The organism is Nocardioides sp., from assembly GCF_044226765.1.
Classification (GTDB): domain Bacteria; phylum Actinomycetota; class Actinomycetes; order Propionibacteriales; family Nocardioidaceae; genus Nocardioides.
On the sequence record NZ_JBGAGJ010000011.1, the window covers coordinates 47474 to 66024 of the forward strand.

Genomic DNA, 18551 nt, shown 5'->3' on the forward strand with positions numbered 1-18551 from the left:
TTCGCCGCGATCCTCCGTCACGCGCGCCCACCGTCTCCTCTCGCGGGCCGCCTTGCCGTGCAGTCACTCCTCTTCGCCCTCGGGGAGGGCACCTTCCTGACCGGGTCGGCGGTGTTCTTCACCCAGATCGTCGGGCTGTCCGCGGCCCAGGTCGGCCTCGGCCTGACCTGCGCCGGCATCGCGTCGTTCCTGGCGGCCTGGCCGATGGGTCGGCTCGTCGACCGGTTCGGGCCGAAGAAGATGTGGGCGGTCAGCGCGACCGGCCAGGCTGCGATGTTCTCGCTGTGGCCGGTCATCGGCGACTTCCAGGGGTACGTCGCGATGGCGGTCGGTATGGAGGTCATCGGCGCCCTCGGCGGTGCCGCGCACGGGGCGTACACGATCGACGTGCTCCCACCGGACGAGCGGGTGCGGTCGCGCGCGTACATGTACTCGGCCCTCAACGTGGGCTTCACCCTGGGCTCCCTCATGGGCGGCATCGCGCTCGCCTTCCAGTCCAACCACCTGCTCCAGTCGCTGCCGTGGTTCACCGCGGCGGTGTTCCTCGTCAACGCCCTGGCGGTCACCCGGCTGCCGAACGCGTCGCACGACGACCGGACGCCCGAGGAACGCAAGGTGAAGGTCCCCGGGCCGGGACCGCTCCGCAACCCCGGCTGGATGCTCACGACGTTCTTCATCGGGGTCTTCTGGACCAACCAGGTGCTCCTCAACGTCGTGATCCCGCTGTGGCTGGTGCAGGAGACGGACGCTCCGCGGGTGCTGCTGGCGTTCCTCTTCGGCACCAACACGGTGATGTGCATCTTCCTGCCGATGGCGGCGGCTCGGGGTGTCCGTGACGTCCCGACCGCGCTGCGGGCGGTGCGGGTGTCGTCGGTCTTCTTCGTGATCTCCTGCTTCATCACGCTGGCGACGCACGACACCGTGGGGTGGACGACGATCGCGCTGGTCTGGCTGGGACACGTGACCGTGACCGGCGCCGAACTCTACCTCTCGGCTGCGAGCTGGTCCTTCGAGGCCGAGCTGATGGACCCACGCCAGCGCGGCGCGTACCAGGGGGCGGCCGGCCTCAGCAGCACTCTCGGCAAGGTGTGGGCGCCGGCGGTCTACACGTTCCTCGCGATGAACTGGGGCGCGGCGGGCTGGCTGACGATCGCAGGCGTCATCGTTGTTGCCACGATCGCGATCCACCCCTCGACCCGTCTCGCGCGCCAGTTCCTCGAGCAGCACGTGCCGGCCGACGTCCTGGCGGACGCGCGAGTCGCCGAGCCGGACCCCGAGGAGGGGCTCGCGGTGGGGCCGCCGTCGCTGATCGACCCCGAGGACCCCGTCCTGGAGCCCAGCCCGGACTTCCAGCGCTGAGAGACCGGTGTCTGGCTAGGCGACGAAGCCGTCGGCGGGCGTCCACACGAGCCGGTCGCCGACCCGCAGCCCGTCGTCGTCTCCTGTCGGTTCGCCGCCGACGCCCCGCAGGTACGCCGCCTCCCAGTGCCGCAGGTCCGGGGAGGCGGCGACCGCGAGGCCGTCGCGGCAGGTCATCACCACGGCGTACCCCTCCGGTCCCGACTCGTAGCCGTCCATCCAGGTGCACCTGCTGCCGGCGGGCGCCGCGTCGAGGACAGCCGGGTCGCTCCAGCGTTCCTCGCCGAGAAGGTGGCTCTGCACCTGGATCCGCTCCCCGTCCGGGGACCCGAACGTCAGGTCGTTCCAGTGCACGAAGCCGATGGTCGACGAGTCGCAGCAGCCGCGCCGTACGTCGACGAGGTCGAGCCCGCTGGCGTCCTCCGTCGTCGCCCGCCAGCTCCCGCCGCTGCCGACGAACCAGAAGCTCGGCACCCGATGGTCCTCGGCGTTCACCTGGAGCCAGTCGTCGCTCCACGTCGCGAGGTAGGTGCGGCAGTCCGAGGGCGACCGTCCGCGGAGCTGCTCGGTGTGCCGGGCGCGCACGGTCAGCTCGGCTGACCCGGGATCGCTGGTGAGGAGGGCGAAGGTGCAGCTGCCGCGCGCCGGCTCGGAGCTGACCACCCGGAGCGACCCGTCCGGCGTGAGCACCGGCTCCGACGGGGAGTCCCGGTGCAGGTCGAAGCCCGGATGGCCACGCCACGGCTCCGCCTCGAACCCTCGGCCGGACGTCCAGAGGAGCACGCCCTCGTGGGTCTGGCCGAGGTACGCCGTGGTGCCGTCGGGCGTGACCTGGGCCTCGGTGCTCAACCCGGCGTGCGCCTCGCAGGTGCGGTCGCGGCAGAGGACCGCCACCTGACGGTTGCCGATGTCGCTGTCGTCGTGGACGTCGTCGGTGTAGGTCTCGACGACGGCGACCGTGCCGCCGCCGTACCGCACGGTGTTCTCGACGGCCACGTTGCGCCGGTCCTCCCAGACCGTCTCGGGCGCGGTCCAGCCGTGCCCGTCGGTGTCGCGCCACTGCACGACCAGGCGGTGCCGGTCGGGGGACCCGAGCGCGAGCTGGGCGTCGCCGTCGGGCAGGTTCACGTAGACGCTCGGCTCACCTGTCCGGTCGTCGTAGCGCTCGAGGGCGTGCCCGTACTCGTCGTCGCGCCACATCGACCAGCCCACGACCACACCGGCTCCGAGGGCCAGGAGGACGAGCACCATGACGAACCAGCCCCGACGCATACCGGCACCCTAGGCAGGCCACCGAAACGTGCCACGACCCCGTAGAGGCGGTCGCCCCGGGTCGAGCACCTGGGAATCTCGAGTGCTCCCGTTGCGTTGCGACCAGTAGAGTGGAACCACAACTCAAGAGGGGCTGATCGGTTTCGACTTGGGACGTTAGTTCCAGGGGAAGCGGGTCGAGAAGCCAGCGTCATCTCGTAAACGATCGCTGGAAACCTATAACTGCCAACACCAATCGCAGTTCCTTCGCTCTCGCTGCCTGAGCAGTGATCGAAGCGTCAGTCCGGGCACCCGTCTCCGTCCCGGATCCTGGCGTCATCTAGGAGACTTGCTGCTCACTCCGCGTCACGGAGGGTGAGCGGGACTCAACCGTGACTGAGCCTGTCGGGGACGTGTCCGTGCGAGCCCCGGGGATGAGAGAACGACATCACGGACTGCACCCGGAGAAGACCTGGCTCGGCGCTCGAGGACCGGGGTTCGATTCCCCGCAGCTCCACGCACGCAACGCAGGGATGTTCGCGGATCTGGCGGCACCCAGTTCGCGAGCTTTCGGCCTCACCCGCGACGCGGGTGGGGCCGGTCTGTTGTTGGTCTGGGCGCGTGCCGTCCGGGGCGTCACCCCGTCCAGCATCATCGAGCTCCGCCGGCGAGGAGCGCCGCGTCGCGTCCGGCGTGTGGGGCGATGGTTCCCGCCGCGGTCAGAGCAATCGTGCCGTGCTTCAGATATGATATCTCTGATCAAAGGGGGTCAGTATGGGTAGTGACCAATTTCGTCCCGGCGGGGGAGCGTTGGCACGCGTGCCGCGGTCGGCGATGAGTTCGGCGGTAGCCGACCACATCCGGCAGCTCATCTTCAACGGCGCGCTCAAGGCCGGCCAGCGCGTGCCGCAGGACGACCTGGCTGCCGACCTAGGCGTGAGCAGGCTCCCGATTCGCGAGGCGCTCATCGCGTTGGAGACCGACGGACTGGTGACGTCCGAGCCTCACCGAGGCACCTACGTGCAGCCGATCAGCCGCAGTGACATCGAGGACCACTACGACATCTACGGAATGATCCAAGGGATGGCGGCTGCCCGGGCGCTGGCCCTGGTCACCGATGACGACATCGCCCAGATGCGTGCTTGGCACGAGCAGATGCGCACCGCGGAGGATCCCCAGCAGACCATCCGCCTCAACTGGGAGTTCCACGCCCTGCTGACCCGGATCGGGGGCAGCATGCGCATCAAGTCGATCTTGCGGCAGATGTCCCATAACCTCCCCCGCGAGCTCTACGAGCTGCAGACCGCCAGCCCCGAGGCCAACCACGGCCACGCGAAGATCCTCGATGCTCTCGTCGCCGGTGACGCAGTGGCCCTCGAAGCCGCGAACCGGGAGCACATGCGGGTGGAAGGCGCCTACGTCCTGACGATCCTGGAGAATCGGAACGTCCTCTCGGGTTGAGCCCGTGAACCGGTGGATGCCGGTCAATCAGGGGCTCGGCTCGTCGGTGAGGAACAGCCGACCTCGCGTGGCGAGCATGAGCGCGGCCGCAGCGGCCGTGGTGACGACGGCGGCGACGATCACCATGGTGTGCTCGGGGCCCACCACCCCCACGTAGGAGTAGCAGGCGTCGAAGGACGCGTGGAAGACTGCGGCCACGACGACGCTGCCCCCGGCGGCGTTGACCAGGCCGGTGACCAGGACGCTGGTAGCGACGATGAGGATCAGGAACGGGCCTACGGGCAGCCCTCGATCGTGCTCGGCCGGGTTGGCCACCAGCGGCAGGTGCCACACGGCCCACAGGACACCGATGATCAGTGACGCGGCCGCGGGCCCGACACCGTGCTGGACACGCGGCAGGAGCGCGCCGCGCCATCCCGCCTCTTCGGTCAGCAGGAACAAGCCGATGCCGAAGCCCAGGTAGGCGAGTGCCCCCGGCAGCGACATCAGCTGCCCCACCGGCACGGTTCCGCCGGCGCTCGCCACCAGCGCTGCGGTGCCAACGGCGATCGACAGGGGTACGACGAGTGCGACCACGTAGGTCCAGGCCGGGGCTCGCCACCGCAGCAGCCGGGAGCCGAGGTCCCGCAGCCCGGACCGCCCGCAGACAGTGATCACGCCCAACAACAGAGCGGGGGTGATGCTCCACAGAGCGAGTCCCTGAGGCAGGTGCCAACCGATCAGCCCGCGATCTTGGGCGATCCGCGACAGCCAGATCACCCAAGGGCCGGCGAAGACAGCGAGACCGAGCCAGACAAGCTGCGACCACCCCGCGGACCGCGGCAGCTCGGCCCCCGGCACCTGCTCGGAAGGCGCGACTTCATGCGGGATCGGACTCATGCCGGCGCCTCGATCGCGGCCGTCATCGCCAGTGAGTCGACGCGGCGGTGAACTCGAGTCGGTCCGGTGGTCAGGACGCCGAGCGCTTCCCCCGTGCCGGCGCCGACGAGGCGGGTTCCAAGATCCGCTGGGTGGCGGGCATGGCGATCCTTCGGGGACAGGCGGCCTCGAGGTGGAGACGGTCGGGGGCGCTTGGCTGGCCGGCCGGGTCGGAGCGGGTGGGTCACGACGAGGCTCCGGTGTCGCCGGCCGACATGATGAGCGTCTCGGGGGCGTCCGAGTGAGCGAGGAGCTGGCGGGCCGCCCGAACGGTGGCGGCGTCGACCATCGCCCCGTCTGCGCCGCAGTACACCCCCGAGCCCTCCCGGGCGGCGCGGTCGAAGGCTTCGACTGCGACCCTGGCCCTCTGCAGCTCATCTGCGGACGGACGGAAGACCGCCGTGGCGGTCAGCACCTGGGCCGGGGTGATACACGCCCGGGAGCCGAAGCCCATTCTGCGCAACTCCCGCGAACTAGTGCGGAAGCCCTCCAGGTCGCGGGTCCGGATCTCGACCGGCGCAACCGGCTTGTCGAGCTGGAATGCCGAGCTGCAGATGACCACCGCGGCGCGGATGGGGTCGAGCAACCGCTCCTCGTGCGGTCCCGCGCGCAGATCAGCGGCCAGGTCCACCTCGCCCAGCTGCAGCACTGAGACCCGATCGAGGGCGGCCAGGGACGGTAGGGTGAGGAGGGCCTTCGCCGACTCAATGATGAGGCCGACACGCACCGTCGCCGGCAGCTCGGCGATGAGGCCGACGATCTCTGCGGGGTCCTCGGCCTTCGCAAACCAGACTCCGTCGATGTGGCGGCAGTCGCCCAGGGCGTCGACATCGAGACGACCCTCCGCTCCTGCGTTGACCCGGACCCAGACGTGCTGCGCGTGCGGCTGTTCCAGGGTGGCGCGCAGGTTCTGCCTGGCCTCCGGACGGCGGCTGGGGGCAACGGAGTCCTCGAGATCGAAGATGAGGGAGCCCGAGACCCGCGCGAGCGCCTTGTCGATCAGATCGGGCTGGTCGGCAGGGACGTAGAGATGGGCGATGCCGTGGCCGGTCGGACCCCTTCCGTGATCAGTCATGGGGCGTCTCCTCCGCGGCGAAGCGGGCGGTAGCCAAGGGGACCGGGTGACCGTGGCGGGTGACCGTGACCTCGTCGGACGACCTGGCGACCACCAGGTGCTGGCCGGCGAACGCGGGCCGGTGTAGGCGATATTCGAACGACCCGGTGAAGGGCAGCTCCTCGGTGCGCCGCCCAAGCTCCAGCATGAGCAGGGCCAGGAGCGGGCCGTGCACCACGAGACCCGGGTATCTCTCGATGGCGGTGGCGTAGGGCAGGTCGTAGTGGATGCGGTGGGCGTTGTGCGTGATCGCGCTGAAGAGGAACAGCTGGAGCGGATCCGGGTGGAAGTCCAGCTGCCCGCGACCGCGGTCCCATCTCAGTGCGCGACTCGGTGCCACCGCGGCCTCGGCGGCTTCGGCGATCTCGGTGGACGCAGGTGTTTCTGCGGTGGGCCCGCCCGCATTAGGCCCGATGGAGGGCAGCACAGTCCGGTAGACGTGGTCTTGTTCCTCGTCGATGACAACGGCGCCGCTCGCGTCGGAGTACGTGTGCCGCACAGTCACGAAGACGAGCGGCCCGCTGTGGCCAGATGTGACACGCACGCCGCATACCTCGGAGCGCCTCGCGATGGCCTCCCCGAACGCGATGTCGCGCCTGACGCGTACCCGGCCACCGGCGAACATGCGGACTCGGGGCGAGAGCGGTGGGTAGAAGGGGGCCGTCACCGGGTGTCCGTCGGGGCCAATGTCTGACAGCGGCCACGCCTCGAGGAAGTAGAACCAGACCCACAACGGCGGGAGTGTCGCCTGGTCATTGAGGCTGACATCGAGCATTGCTGCGAAACGCTCGCCGGGCCCGCGGCCGATGCTGGATCGACTGTCGGCACTGGGCGGCGTCCACGCGGAAAGCCGCGTCCGCAACGCGTCCACGTTGATGGTGGGTGGGTTCTTGCTTTCCTGCGACATATTGATAATGTATCAAAAATCAAAGGAGAGTCCAGATGCGAGCAGTCGTCGTCACCACCGTGGGCGGACCCGAGGTCCTGGAGCTGGTGGCCGTGCCCGATCCCGTCCCGCAGGGTGCCGAGTGCCTGGTGCAGGTGTTCGCGTGCGGGGTGTGCTCGCACGATGTGGCCACCCGCCGGGGCACGCTCAAGCGCGGGATCGAGCTGCCGGTCATCTGCGGCCACGAGATCGCGGGCGAGATCGTCGAGGTCGGGCCCGCGGTGTCCGCCCGCCGGCCGGGGGAGGTGGTGGTCTCCACCCAGCGGCGCCGCGTGTGCGGCTCCTGCCGTTGGTGCCGCACCGGCCGGGAGACGCTGTGCCCGTCGCTGGAGTTCCTCGGCGACGTCGGCCTGAACGGTGGCTACGCCGAGCTCGTCCTCGTCGAGGAGGACAACCTGGTCCCCATCCCCGCGAACCTGAGCCCGGCGGAGGCGTGCATCGTCGCGTGCACGGTGGGCAGCGAGCTCAACGCCATCCGCGACGTCGCGCGGGTCCGGGCCGGTGAGACGGTGCTGGTCACCGGCGCCGGCGGCGGTCTGGGCATCCACGGCATCCAGGTCGCTGCGGCCTGCGGCGCTCGGGTTCTTGCGACCACGACCACCCCCGGCAAGGTCGCCCTGCTGGAGAAGCTCGGCGCGGAGGTCCTCCTGGTCGATCCAGGAGCGGACTTCGCCGAGCGGATCCTCGACCACACCGACGGCCACGGCGTCGACGTCGCGATCGACAACGTCGGCACGCCGGTCTTCCACTCGGTGCGAAGGAGCTTGGCTCGGGCGGCGCGGTGGGTGCTCGTGGGCCAGCTCACCGGCGACTTCGTGAGCCTGAATCCGGCCCAGCTGTTCCTGCGCGGCATCGACCTGCTCTCGGCCATCAGCACCACGCGGCAGCAGGCGATCGACGCCCTCGAGCTCGTCAGCCGCGGGCTCGTGGCGCCGATCATCGAGGAGGTCCGCCCCCTCGAGGAGGCCAGCGACGCCCACCGCCGTGTCGAGTCCGGCACCGTCACCGGCCGACTCGTCCTCACACCCTGAGCCACCCACGCCCCAGATGTCCCCACTTCCCGCCCGAGAAGCAGCAGGAGCACACCATGGCCGCCATTCATGAGGACGAGCTCGAGATGCTCGCCGTCGTCCGCGACTTCGTCGACCGCGAGGTCCGGCCGGTCGTCCACGAGCTCGAGCACGCCAACGAGTACCCCGAGAAGCTCATCGACCAGATGAAGGAGCTCGGCATCTTCGGGCTGGCGATCCCGGAGGAGTACGGCGGTACGCCGGTGAGCATGCCCGCCTACACGCTGATCACCGCTGAGCTGGCCCGCGGCTGGATGTCACTGGCCGGTGCCATGGGTGGCCACACGGTGGTCGCCAAGCTCATCTCGACCTTCGGCACCGACGCCCAGAAGTCGCGGTACCTGCCCCGCATGGCGACCGGCGAGCTGCGCGCGACGATGGCACTCACCGAGCCCGGCGGCGGGTCGGACCTACAGGCCATGACCACGACCGCCCTGGCGACCGAGGACGGCTACGTCGTCAACGGGACCAAGACCTGGATCACCAACTCCCGCCGCTCCGGCCTCATCGCCCTGCTGTGCAAGACCGACCCGCAGGCCCAGCCCCGGCATGCCGGGGTCTCCATCCTCCTGGTCGAGCACGGCCCCGGGCTGGTGGTCAGCAAGGACCTGCCCAAGCTCGGCTACAAGGGAGTCGAGAGCTGCGAGCTGGCCTTCGACGACTACCGCGCCCCGCACACCGCGCTGCTCGGCGGCGTCGAGGGCCGCGGGTTCGCGCAGATGATGAAGGGTCTGGAAACCGGGCGGCTGCAGGTGGCCTCTCGAGCGGTCGGCGTGGCCCAGGCCGCGCTGGACGACTCCATCCGCTTCGCCACCGAACGGGAGTCGTTCGGCAAACCGATCTGGCGGCACCAGTCGGTGGGCAACTATCTGGCCGACATGGCCACCAAGCTCACCGCGGCCAAGCAGCTGGTCCTCTACGCCGCCGAGCGCTACGAGGCCGGCGAGCGCGTCGACATGGAGGCCGGCATGGCGAAGCTCTTCGCCTCCGAGACCGCCATGGAGGTCGCTCTCAACGCTGTCCGCATCCATGGCGGCTACGGCTATTCCACCGAGTTCGACGTCGAGCGCTACTTCCGCGACGCCCCCCTGATGATCGTCGGGGAGGGGACCAACGAGATCCAGCGCAACGTCATCGCCGGCCAGCTGATCGCCCGCGCCGGTCTGGCCTGAGGCCAGCCCCTTCCATCCGAAAGGACCGCACCATGTCCGACTCGCCCGCGGCCCCCGCGGCGACAGACGCACGCCGACCCTTCCGGTCCGATGTGCTCACCGTCGAGCCGTTCGCCCTGCTCGGCACCCGCTGCGCCCAGGAGCACATCACGTTCCCGGCCCGCGACCTGTGCCCGACCTGCCACTGCGCCGACGTCACCACCGTCGCGCTCGCCGGGACCGGCACCCTGCACACCTTCTCGGAGGTCCACCAGGCTCCACCCGGCGTCGACGTGCCCTACCTGCTCGGCTGGGTCGACCTTGTCGAGGGCTGTCGAGTGCTGGCCCGCATCGCGGACGGCGACCACCATCCCCGGATCGGGGATCCGGTCCGGTGCCGCCCCACCATCTTCACAGCGCCCGACGCGACGACCGGCGTGGGATTCGAGTTCGAGGTGATCCGCGATGCCCACCAGTGACACATCAGCCCTCGCCGGCCGTCAGGAGGCGCCGATGACTCTCCCTCCCGCACACGTCGCCGGAGCTGGGATGATCCGGTTTGGCAAGTACCCGGCCGACGTGACCCTCGAGCGACTCGCGGTCGGGGCTGCCCGAGCCGCGATGACCGATGCCGGCGCCGCCCTGCGCCAGATCGATGCCGTCTACGTGGGACACGTGTTCGGCGGCCCCGTTGCCGGGCAGCGCATCGCCGTCCAGCTGGGCCTCGACGGGCTCCCCGTCTCCAACCACGAGAACTACTGCGCCTCCGGTGCCACTGCGATCCGTGAGGCCTGGGTGGCGCTCGCCGCCGGTCTGCACGACGTCGTGCTCGTCATCGGCGTGGAGAAGATGACCGACCGGGTGGCCGGGGGCGTGCGCCCCGACCCCAGCGATCTCGACGCCGCGGTCGGCCTGGTCATGGCCGCCGGGCACGCAATGAGCGCCCGCCGGTACATGCACGACCACGGCGTCACCAGGGAGGCCATCGCCGCGGTCGCGGTGAAGAACCACGCCCACTCCGTCCACAACCCGTTCGCCCAGTACCAGCGGCCGGTCAGCCTGGAGGAGGTCCTGGCGGCCCGCACCATCGCCGACCCGCTCGGCCTGCTCGACTGCAGCCCGATCTCCGACGGCGCCGCAGCGCTGGTCATGTGCACCCCGGCGGGCCTCAGACGACTCGGGCTGAGCGGCGTGACTCCCAGGATCCTGGGCTGTGGCCTGGTCAGCGGCGGTGTCCAGGACGGCTCACGCCCGTTGAACGACGAGGACGTCTCCCGCCGCGCGGGCGAAGCAGCCTGGCAGCTGACCGGGATCACGCCCAGCGACGTCGACATCGTCGAGATGCACGACTGCTTCACCATCGCCGAGATCGTCCGGCTCGAAGGGCTCGGCCTGGTGCCGGTAGGCGAGGGCGCCCACTGGACCGAGCACGGTCACACCTCCATCGGCGGCAAGCTGCCCGTCAACGCCAGCGGCGGGTTGCTCTCCCGCGGGCATCCGGTCGGCGCGACCGGCGTCGCCCAGGCCTGCGAGCTCACCTGGCAGCTGCGCGGCACCGCCGGCGGCCGGCAGGTCGAGGGCGCCCGCACCGGGCTGGCCTACTGCAAGGGCGGCACCGTCAGCGGCACCGACGGCGGCTCCGTGACCACCCTGGTGATGCAGTCATGACCGCCGTGCGACCCACCGAGGCCGACCCGACCGTAGGGCGAGGACCCTCCGTCGTCGGGACCGGGACCATGGCCCTCGACCTCGCCCGAGTGTTCGGTGACCACCCCATCACCGACTCCACGGCGCTGCCACCCGCTCGGAAGCACTACGTGCTCGTCCCGCCCGCGCCCGAATCGCTGAGGCTCACGGCAGCCGGCGACGACGCGCTGGTCACCGAGCTCGGCGACGCTCTGCGCAACTGCGTCTACACACTCCAACGCCTCGCCTCCCTCATCGACTCGGTCGTGGCCCCACACGTCGCCGGTGCCGACCCCGACTACGACGGCCCCATCCAGGACGAAGCCGAGCAAGACAGCGGAAGCATCACGATCGTCCTGCCCGCCGCAGCCACGCTCGGCGAGCCCGGCTACTCAGTGACCAGCGCCTTCTGTGGAGGCGTCCTCAGCCTGGCCCGGACCCTGGCCATCGAGCTCAGACGCCAGCACATCCGCGTCAACACGTTGATGGTCGATCAACAGATGCCCGGCGTCGTGGCCTCCGTCGCCACGCAGGCCACCGCCCTCATGTCCATGCCCACAGTGACCGGCCAGGAGATCTACCTCGCGGACGGCCTCGACTGCGGACGGATCCGACCGTGAGCGCCCCCGCCGGACGCGTTGCCGTCGTCACCGGCGCCGGGGGAGCCATCGGCGCCGCCATCGCCACCCGGCTCGCCGAAGCCGGCCACCTGGTGGTGGCCGCCGACCTGGGCCTCGACGGTGCCGAAGCCACACAGTTCAGCATCACCAGCAACGGCGGACGCGCGGACGCATGGCGCCTGGACGTTGCCGACCCTGACTCGCGTGCCGACCTGGTCGCCGCCGTGCTGGAGCGTCACGGACGCATCGACGTGCTCGTGAACTGCGCCGGGATCCTGCGCGACGCACGGATCGGCGACGTGACAGATCAGACGCTGCTTCCTACCTTGGCCGTCAATCTTCTCGGCCCGCTCTCGCTCGCCCGTCACGTCATCGGCCCGATGACGGCCACTGGCGGTGGCAGCATCATCAACATCGCATCCCGAGCCTGGCTCGGCATCTTCGGGTCCGGGTCGTACTCCATGACCAAGGGGGCGCTGGTCGGTGCTACCCGCTCCCTCGCGCTCGAGCTCGGACCCGCCGGCATCCGCGTGAACGCGATCGCCCCCGGCTACGTGCACACCCCCATGTCGGCCAGCCTGCCGGCGAAGGTGGTGCGTCGCTCCGTCGACGCCACACCGCTGCGCCGGGCCGGGAGTCCCGATGACGTGGCGCGTCTGACCACTGAACTAGCCCACCCACGGTCCTTCGTGACAGGACAGGTCATCGCGGTCTGCGGCGGGCGCACAATTGGACAGCCTGAGATGGCAGAAGGGACCGCTTCATGACCGCCCCCTCCCTCGACCTCGAGCTGGCGACGGCCCAGGACAAGCCTGGGGCTCGGACCGCCAGCGCGCTGATCCGCCAGCTCGCGCACACCCACCCCGACCGGGTCGCTGAGACCTTCGAGGGCAGGCACCGCACGTTCGCCGAGCTCGACGCCGACCTGGCCACCTGGGCGAAGGCGCTCATGGCGGCCGGTGTGCAGCGCGGCGAGGCTGTGTCCATCCTGTCCGGCAACCACCCAAACTTCGTGACCCTCGCCTTCGCGGCAGCACGCGTCGGTGCGTTCCTCGCCCCGCTCAACACCTGGCACACGGCGGCGGAACTGCAGTACACCGCCGGGCACGCACCCTCAGTGCTGCTGTTCACGATCGACACGCTGCGCAAGCAGGACTTCCGCGCCGCCTGGGGACAGGTCCTCCCGGAGCTCGCCGAACGACCCGCGACGCCCCGGCAGCGGCTGCACGCTGCACAGCTGCCCGCGGTGCGGGACGTGATCTCCCTCGACGGCGGACTCCCTGGGGCCACCCCGCTGCACGCGTTCCTGGCAGCCGGAGCCTCGGTCACCGACGAGGACCTCGCCGCCCGCGAGGCGCTCAACCGGCCCGATGACCTGATGTACCTGCTCTTCACCTCGGGGAGCACCTCGAAGCCGAAAGCCGTCAAGCTTCACCAAGGCCACCTCATCGAGAACGCCTGGTGGATCGGTGACCGCCAAGGCATCACCAGCGAGGACCGTGCCTGGATCGCGACCCCCCTCTTCTACGGGGTCTCGGCCATGCAGGGCCTGTTCGGGGCGCTGACCCACGGCGCTCGCATCGTGCTCCAGGAGGCCTTCGATGCCACCGAGGCGGTCAGGCTGCTCGAGGAACAGCGGTGCACGGTCTACTACGGGTTCGGCAACCTCACGCGCAAGCTCCTGGCCGCTCCCGACTTCGACAAGGCCCGCATCGCGTTGTGCAAGGGCATGATCGGGTTCTCCGTCGAGGACCGCCGACTCGCGATCGACGAGCTCGGCGTCACCCACGGCTGCAGCGTCTACGGGATGACCGAGACCTATGGGCTCTTCGCGTTGACCCGCCACGACGACCCCCGGGAGATCGTGCTGACAAGCCAGGGCTTCGCGTTGCCCGGCAACGAGCTGCGCATCGTCGACCCTGCCACCGGCGTCGCGCTGCCCCCGGGACAGGTAGGTGACCTGCAACTACGCGGCCGCATCACCACCGGCTACTTCGGCGACGACGACAGAACCCGCGCATCCTTCACCGACGACGGCTTCTTCCGCACCGGCGACCAGGCATGCGTCGACGAGACCGGCCGACTCGTCTACCACTCCCGCGCCGTGGACACCATGAAGCCCGGCGGCATCAACGTGGCCCCTCAGGAAGTCGAGGCCCTCCTCGACGAGGTCCCGGGCATCGCCCAGGCCCACGTGTGCGCCATCCCCGACCCGGCCGACGGTGAGCGAGTGGTGGCCTTCATCGAGGCAGACCCCGCCGTCACCACCCCGGAGTTCATCGTCAACCACCTGCGCGGTCGCGCTGCCTCGTACAAGGTCCCCCGCCACTTCATCTATCGCCGCGACGCCGACCTGCCGAAGCTGCCCTCGGGCAAGATTCCCCGCCCGATGCTCGTGCACGAGGCCCAGATCGAGCTCGCCCGCGCCCTCGAGGGGACGGCCTCGCCATGAGCAGCACCACCGAAGCCCACCTGGCCCTGCCCAAGTCCGCGACCGTGCTGGCCTCAGGCATCGGGTTCACCGAAGGCCCCATGGTCCTCGACGACCGACATGTGCTGGTCGCCAGCGTCTCCCGCGGCACCGCAGTCCGCCTCCCGCTGGACGGATCCTCGCCCAGGGTGGAGTTCGAGGCCGGTGGAGGGCCGAACGGCCTGGCGCTCGGCCCGGACGGTCTGGTGCTGGTCACCCAGAACGGAGGCTCCGCCATGCCGTCTCGGTCGACGATGCGGGCAGTTCCCTCCATCCAGACCCACCAGTACGGCGTCCTCTCAGCCTTCGCGACCCCGGAGCTCAACTATCCCAGCGACTGTGTCTGGGGACCAGACGGCACCTTGTGGTTCACCGATCCCGCCGATCACAACATCGTTGGCCCGGCAGCTCCGGGCGCGGTGCGCACGTTCGACCTCCGCAGCCGGGAGTTCCGAACCCTCGGCGACGGCTACCAGTTCCCCAACGGGATCGCGTTCGGTGAAGACCCCTCGTCGGTGTACCTGGCCGAGACAGCTGCTGGCGTGGTCACCAGGCACCGCCTCGTCGATGGCCGGCTGGAGCGTGACGGCTGGACCGCGACCCCGTCCCACGGTCGCCCCGACGGCATCGCCTTGGACAGCAAGGGCTGGCTGTGGGTTGCGGGGGCGACGGGCGATGACCTCACGGTCTTCGACAGCAGCGGGCGACAAATCGAGCGCATCGTGTTCGGCCGCGGCGTGCTGGTGACCAGCGTCTGCTTCGCGGGACCGAACCTCAGCACGCTCGTGGTCACCATCGCCAAGGGCGGAACCGTGGTCGCACTCCCAGCACCCCATCCCGGGCTCCCCGTTCCCATCTGGCGCTGAGCCCCTGGGCTAGTCGAGGGTCCCGCTCCGGCGCTGAGGTTCCCGCCGCGGTGTGCGGTGACATGGCTGCCCCGGTGATGCCCAGGTAGCGCTCGCGTCCCCACCGACGGGACACCTTCACGTCCTGGAGCCGGTCACTCCATCCGCCGGTCGTCGACTGGCGAAGGAGGGGCAATGGTCACGGCTACCTCTTGCCCCCGCCCCGTTCGTCCACTACCTTCAGATAACTGATCTTTGATACAAGATCAGATTCACTGACCGGAGGACAGGGGGAGTCCCGGTCCGCACCGAGGAGATGAACCATGAACGACCTGTCCACAATCACCACTGCCGCGACCGCATTCCTCGTCGTCGTCGTCATGACCGGCGCGGTGGCCGCCGGGGCCGTCGTGCACCTGGCCGTCGCGGCCTACGGCTCGGCGCGTTCCCCGAAACCAGTTGCCCGCCGCGTTGGTAGCCGGGTGGTCCCGGCGACCTTCGCCCCTCAGGTGGACGGACAGGAGTGACCCCGATGGCGACCACACGCACCACGCGCGCGGGCCAGGTCACGATGCCGCGCAGCATCCTGGCCGCTACCGTCATCGGCAACTTCACCGAGTGGTTCGACTTCGCCGTCTACGGCTCCGTCGCAGTCACTCTCGGCTTGGCGTTCTTCCCTTCGCACGACCCCGCTGTCTCGCTCTTGTCCTCTCTGGGCGTGTTCGGGATCGCGTTCTTCTTCCGCCCGATCGGCGGTGCCATCCTCGGTGCCATCGGTGACCGCTACGGACGCCGCGCCGCGCTGGCGATCGCGGTCACCGGCATCAGCCTGGCGACCACCTGCATCGGCATCCTGCCCTCCTACGCCGCGATCGGGGTCTGGGCGCCGATCCTGCTGGTGCTCCTGCGCGGCGTTCAGGGCCTGTCCGCCGGCGGGGAGTGGACCAGTGCGTCGGCCTTCCTCGCCGAGTACGCGCCCGCCAAACGGCGCGCGACCTGGGTCAGCCTGGTGTCGGTGTCGGCTGCTCTCGCCATCATCAGCGGCAACCTCCTGGTGCTCGGTCTGGAGGAGCTGTTCGGTAGCGAGGCCATGCAGAGCTGGGGCTGGCGCGTTCCGTTCCTTCTCGCGGCACCGCTGGGCGTGGTCGGGCTGTACATGCGTCTGAAGCTCAACGAGACCCCCGTCTTCCGGGAGATGGCGAAGACCGAGTCCCAGCACAGCACCCCCATCGCGAGCGCCTTCAAGACCCAGAAGGCCAACATGGTGCTCGCCTTCTTCTGCTCCAGCATCATGGGCGTCGGCCTATACTACTTCGCCACCTACTTCGTGAACGCGTTGTCCCTGGCGGGTGCCCTCACCCGGCCGACCATCCTCGCGGTCAGTGCCGCCGCGCTGGTGATCTACGCGGCCCTCTGCCCGGTCGCCGGTCGGATCTCCGACAACATCGGACGCCGGCCGGTGTACCTCGCCGGCTGCGTCGGTCACCTGGTGCTGGCGGTGCCGATCTTCAAGCTCGTGACGTCCGGCCACACCGGTGCCGCGCTGCTCGGCCTGGCGATCTTCGCCATTCCCCAGGCCGCCCTGAACGTGATGGGCTCGATCACGCTCGTCGAGCTCTTCCCGCCCCACAACCGCTCGACCGGAGCCGCGATCGGGTACGGGCTCGGCGTCGGTCCGATCGCCGGCAGTGCCCCGCTGATCGCGACCGCCCTGGTCGAGCACACCGGCAACCCGATGGTGGCCGCCTACTACCTGATGGGGATCGCCCTGGTGGTCACCGTCGTTCTCGTCGCCCGACTGCCCGAGACGTACACCAGGTCGCTGTTCGCGACGACCTCCGCTCCAGTGATCGTCGCCGAGCGCGGCACCGAACCCAGCAGCGACGAGGCGGCGATGGCGTGACCACGGCACTTCACGGCCTGAGGGTACTGGAGTTCGCCGGGCTCGGGGCGGCCCCGTTCGCCGCCTCGCTGCTGGAGGAGGCCGGCGCCGAGGTGATCCGCATCGACCGCCCCCCGGCCAGCCCGCAGAGCGACCGGGCGACGCTCGCCCTCGACCTCAAGGACCTTAGGGACCGTGAAGTGGCGCTCCGGCTGGCCGACCGCGCCGACGTCCTCATCGAGGGCTTCCGGCCAGGGGTGATGGAGCGGCTCGGGCTCGGGCCCGAGGTGCTCCGCCCCCGCAATCCCCGGCTGGTGTACGGGCGGATGACCGGCTGGGGACAAGACGGTCCACGCGCCCACGAGGCCGGGCACGACATCAACTACCTCGCGGCCAACGGGGTCCTGGGCTCCATCGCCAGGAGCGGCGAACGCCCGGTCCCGCCACTGAACCTGATCGGCGACTACGGCGGCGGCGGTCTCCTGCTCGCCTTCGGTCTGCTCCTGGCCGTTGTGGAACGGCAGCGATCCGGACTGGGACAGGTCGTCGACGCCGCGATGATCGACGGGTCCAGCCTGCTGATGACCGGGGTCTGGAAGCGTCGTGCCGCAGGACGCTGGTGTGACGAGCCAGGCACCAATGACATCGACACCGGCTCCCCGTTCTACGACGTCTACGAAGCTCGCGACGGCCGATACCTCGCCGTCGGCAGCATCGAGCCCCAGTTCTACGCACGCCTTCTCGAAACGCTCGAGCTCGATCCGGAGATGGCGAAACGGCAGTGGGACAGGTCCGCGTGGGCCGCCGACAAGCAGACCATCGCCGCCCGCTTCGCCGAACGCGACCAAGCCGACTGGGCGAAGTCCTTCGAGGCGGTCGACGCCTGCGTGACGCCGGTGAACACGTTGGGCGAGGTCACCACTGATCCGCACATTCGAGCCCGCTTAGGACTGATCGAGGTCGACGGAAAGGTGCGACCCGCGCCGGCCCCCCGGCTGAGCCGCACCCCGCTGCTCGCGCTGCCTGCCCGCCCTGCGCTCGACCGCGATCGGGCAGAAGCGTTGTGGCCCCCCCGCGGACCTGGCGGAGATGCGTGGCCTTCCCCAGGCGATGCGCCCGGCGGCTCGGCCCCGGAACGCGGACCAGAGCCTGACGGCCGCCCAGCCGCAGCTTCGCGGCTGGACCCGTAGCGGCCGGATCGTCGGCCTCGGCAACCTACCAGCCTGTGACCAGACCTTCTGGGGGCGGCGCCGGGCGGGAACGCCGGAGCCGTCGTCGAAACTCTCCATGCCCACACCACCCAGATCCACTAGTCGATATGAGAGCTCCCCATGCCACGTCTTGAGGCGATCACCATCCACAGCCGACTGCCGGCCGAGCTCTCGCGCTTCTGGTCCGACGTGCTCGAGCTTCCCGTCGACCCCTCCGACGCAGCGGCGATCGAGCAGGGCAGACTCGGCGCGACCGAGGCGGTCCTGCTCGGGCGCCGTGACTCCCTGCACGTGTGGGTGAGCCCTGCCGAGGACCTCGCGCCCCCGGGCGGTCGAGTCCACCTCGACGTGGTTCTCGACGGCCCTGACGACCTGGACCGCCTGGCTGCGCTGGGCGCCGAGCCGCGGTGGGCCGACCCCGCCGGCCGCTGGCGGGTCTACGCCGACCCCGAGGGCAACGTCTTCTGCGCGGTGACCCCCTGGGATCGCGAGCCGACGTCCTCCTGACAAGGCACCGCTGCTCGAGTTCTGCCCCTTCCCGGCGCCTCCAAACGCCCTCGCCACCAC

18 protein-coding genes and 1 other RNA gene are annotated in these 18551 nt (G+C 70.0%); 15 read left to right on the forward strand and 4 right to left on the reverse strand.

Annotation, left to right across the window (positions count from 1 at the left end):
- Window positions 1-57: 57 nt before the first annotated feature.
- Window positions 58-1359 carry an MFS transporter gene (locus ACILRH_RS19020; protein ID WP_395695638.1) on the forward strand — a complete coding sequence of 434 codons (1302 nt, stop codon included), beginning with the start codon at window positions 58-60 and terminating at the stop codon, window positions 1357-1359.
- Window positions 1360-1374: 15 nt separating this feature from the next.
- Here ACILRH_RS19020 and ACILRH_RS19025 read toward each other — a convergent pair whose 3' ends face one another.
- Window positions 1375-2631 (reverse strand): hypothetical protein, encoded by a 1257-nt coding sequence (locus tag ACILRH_RS19025; RefSeq protein WP_395695639.1) that lies wholly within the window; start codon window positions 2629-2631, stop codon window positions 1375-1377.
- Between the two features lie 129 nt (window positions 2632-2760).
- Here ACILRH_RS19025 and ssrA point away from each other — a divergent pair.
- Window positions 2761-3130: a transfer-messenger RNA gene (gene ssrA / locus ACILRH_RS19030) on the forward strand.
- A 299-nt stretch (window positions 3131-3429) separates the two neighbouring features.
- Window positions 3430-4071 carry a GntR family transcriptional regulator gene (locus tag ACILRH_RS19035; protein WP_395695640.1) on the forward strand — a complete coding sequence of 214 codons (642 nt, stop codon included), beginning with the start codon at window positions 3430-3432 and terminating at the stop codon, window positions 4069-4071.
- 27 nt (window positions 4072-4098) lie between these two features.
- Here the strand turns inward: ACILRH_RS19035 and ACILRH_RS19040 are convergent, their stop codons facing one another.
- From ACILRH_RS19040 to ACILRH_RS19050, 3 genes are all read right to left on the reverse strand, one after another.
- Window positions 4099-4728 (reverse strand): CPBP family intramembrane glutamic endopeptidase, encoded by a 630-nt coding sequence (locus tag ACILRH_RS19040; protein WP_395695641.1) that lies wholly within the window; start codon window positions 4726-4728, stop codon window positions 4099-4101.
- 445 nt (window positions 4729-5173) lie between these two features.
- Entirely contained in the window at window positions 5174-6064 is an 891-nt protein-coding gene (locus tag ACILRH_RS19045) for an HpcH/HpaI aldolase/citrate lyase family protein (protein ID WP_395695642.1), read from the reverse strand.
- A complete protein-coding gene (locus tag ACILRH_RS19050) occupies window positions 6057-7010 on the reverse strand; it encodes a MaoC family dehydratase N-terminal domain-containing protein (protein WP_395695643.1) in 954 nt (317 codons plus the stop codon). The genes ACILRH_RS19045 and ACILRH_RS19050 overlap by 8 nt, the downstream gene beginning before the upstream one ends.
- A 35-nt stretch (window positions 7011-7045) precedes the next feature.
- On the opposite strand from ACILRH_RS19050, the gene ACILRH_RS19055 reads away from it, so the two are divergent.
- The 12 genes from ACILRH_RS19055 to ACILRH_RS19110 all read left to right on the forward strand — a co-directional run bounded on the left by ACILRH_RS19055 (window position 7046) and on the right by ACILRH_RS19110 (window position 18491).
- Window positions 7046-8080, forward strand: coding sequence for an alcohol dehydrogenase catalytic domain-containing protein (locus tag ACILRH_RS19055; protein WP_395695644.1), 1035 nt, complete (start codon window positions 7046-7048; stop codon window positions 8078-8080).
- A 56-nt stretch (window positions 8081-8136) separates the two neighbouring features.
- A complete protein-coding gene (locus ACILRH_RS19060) occupies window positions 8137-9291 on the forward strand; it encodes an acyl-CoA dehydrogenase family protein (RefSeq protein WP_395695645.1) in 1155 nt (384 codons plus the stop codon).
- Window positions 9292-9323: 32 nt separating this feature from the next.
- Window positions 9324-9749 carry a Zn-ribbon domain-containing OB-fold protein gene (locus tag ACILRH_RS19065; protein ID WP_395695646.1) on the forward strand — a complete coding sequence of 142 codons (426 nt, stop codon included), beginning with the start codon at window positions 9324-9326 and terminating at the stop codon, window positions 9747-9749.
- 34 nt (window positions 9750-9783) lie between these two features.
- Window positions 9784-10938 (forward strand): thiolase family protein, encoded by a 1155-nt coding sequence (locus ACILRH_RS19070; RefSeq protein ID WP_395695647.1) that lies wholly within the window; start codon window positions 9784-9786, stop codon window positions 10936-10938.
- Between the two features lie 68 nt (window positions 10939-11006).
- Window positions 11007-11576 carry a hypothetical protein gene (locus tag ACILRH_RS19075; RefSeq protein WP_395695648.1) on the forward strand — a complete coding sequence of 190 codons (570 nt, stop codon included), beginning with the start codon at window positions 11007-11009 and terminating at the stop codon, window positions 11574-11576.
- On the forward strand, window positions 11573-12343 hold the full coding sequence (locus ACILRH_RS19080; RefSeq protein ID WP_395695649.1) for an SDR family NAD(P)-dependent oxidoreductase: 771 nt from the start codon (window positions 11573-11575) through the stop codon (window positions 12341-12343). The genes ACILRH_RS19075 and ACILRH_RS19080 overlap by 4 nt, the downstream gene beginning before the upstream one ends.
- Window positions 12340-14028 (forward strand): class I adenylate-forming enzyme family protein, encoded by a 1689-nt coding sequence (locus tag ACILRH_RS19085; RefSeq protein ID WP_395695650.1) that lies wholly within the window; start codon window positions 12340-12342, stop codon window positions 14026-14028. Before ACILRH_RS19080 ends, ACILRH_RS19085 begins: the two co-directional genes overlap by 4 nt.
- On the forward strand, window positions 14025-14912 hold the full coding sequence (locus ACILRH_RS19090; protein WP_395695651.1) for an SMP-30/gluconolactonase/LRE family protein: 888 nt from the start codon (window positions 14025-14027) through the stop codon (window positions 14910-14912). The genes ACILRH_RS19085 and ACILRH_RS19090 overlap by 4 nt, the downstream gene beginning before the upstream one ends.
- A gap of 302 nt (window positions 14913-15214) precedes the next feature.
- Window positions 15215-15418 (forward strand): hypothetical protein, encoded by a 204-nt coding sequence (locus ACILRH_RS19095; RefSeq protein ID WP_395695652.1) that lies wholly within the window; start codon window positions 15215-15217, stop codon window positions 15416-15418.
- A 5-nt stretch (window positions 15419-15423) separates the two neighbouring features.
- Window positions 15424-16794, forward strand: a complete 1371-nt coding sequence (locus ACILRH_RS19100; RefSeq protein ID WP_395695653.1) for an MFS transporter — start codon at window positions 15424-15426, stop codon at window positions 16792-16794.
- Window positions 16791-17963, forward strand: coding sequence for a CaiB/BaiF CoA transferase family protein (locus ACILRH_RS19105; RefSeq protein ID WP_395695654.1), 1173 nt, complete (start codon window positions 16791-16793; stop codon window positions 17961-17963). Before ACILRH_RS19100 ends, ACILRH_RS19105 begins: the two co-directional genes overlap by 4 nt.
- Window positions 17964-18104: 141 nt before the next feature.
- The gene (locus ACILRH_RS19110; RefSeq protein WP_395695655.1) at window positions 18105-18491 is read left to right on the forward strand and encodes a VOC family protein; all 387 of its coding nucleotides are present in this window, start codon (window positions 18105-18107) and stop codon (window positions 18489-18491) included.
- The last annotated feature ends 60 nt before the right edge of the window (window positions 18492-18551 follow it).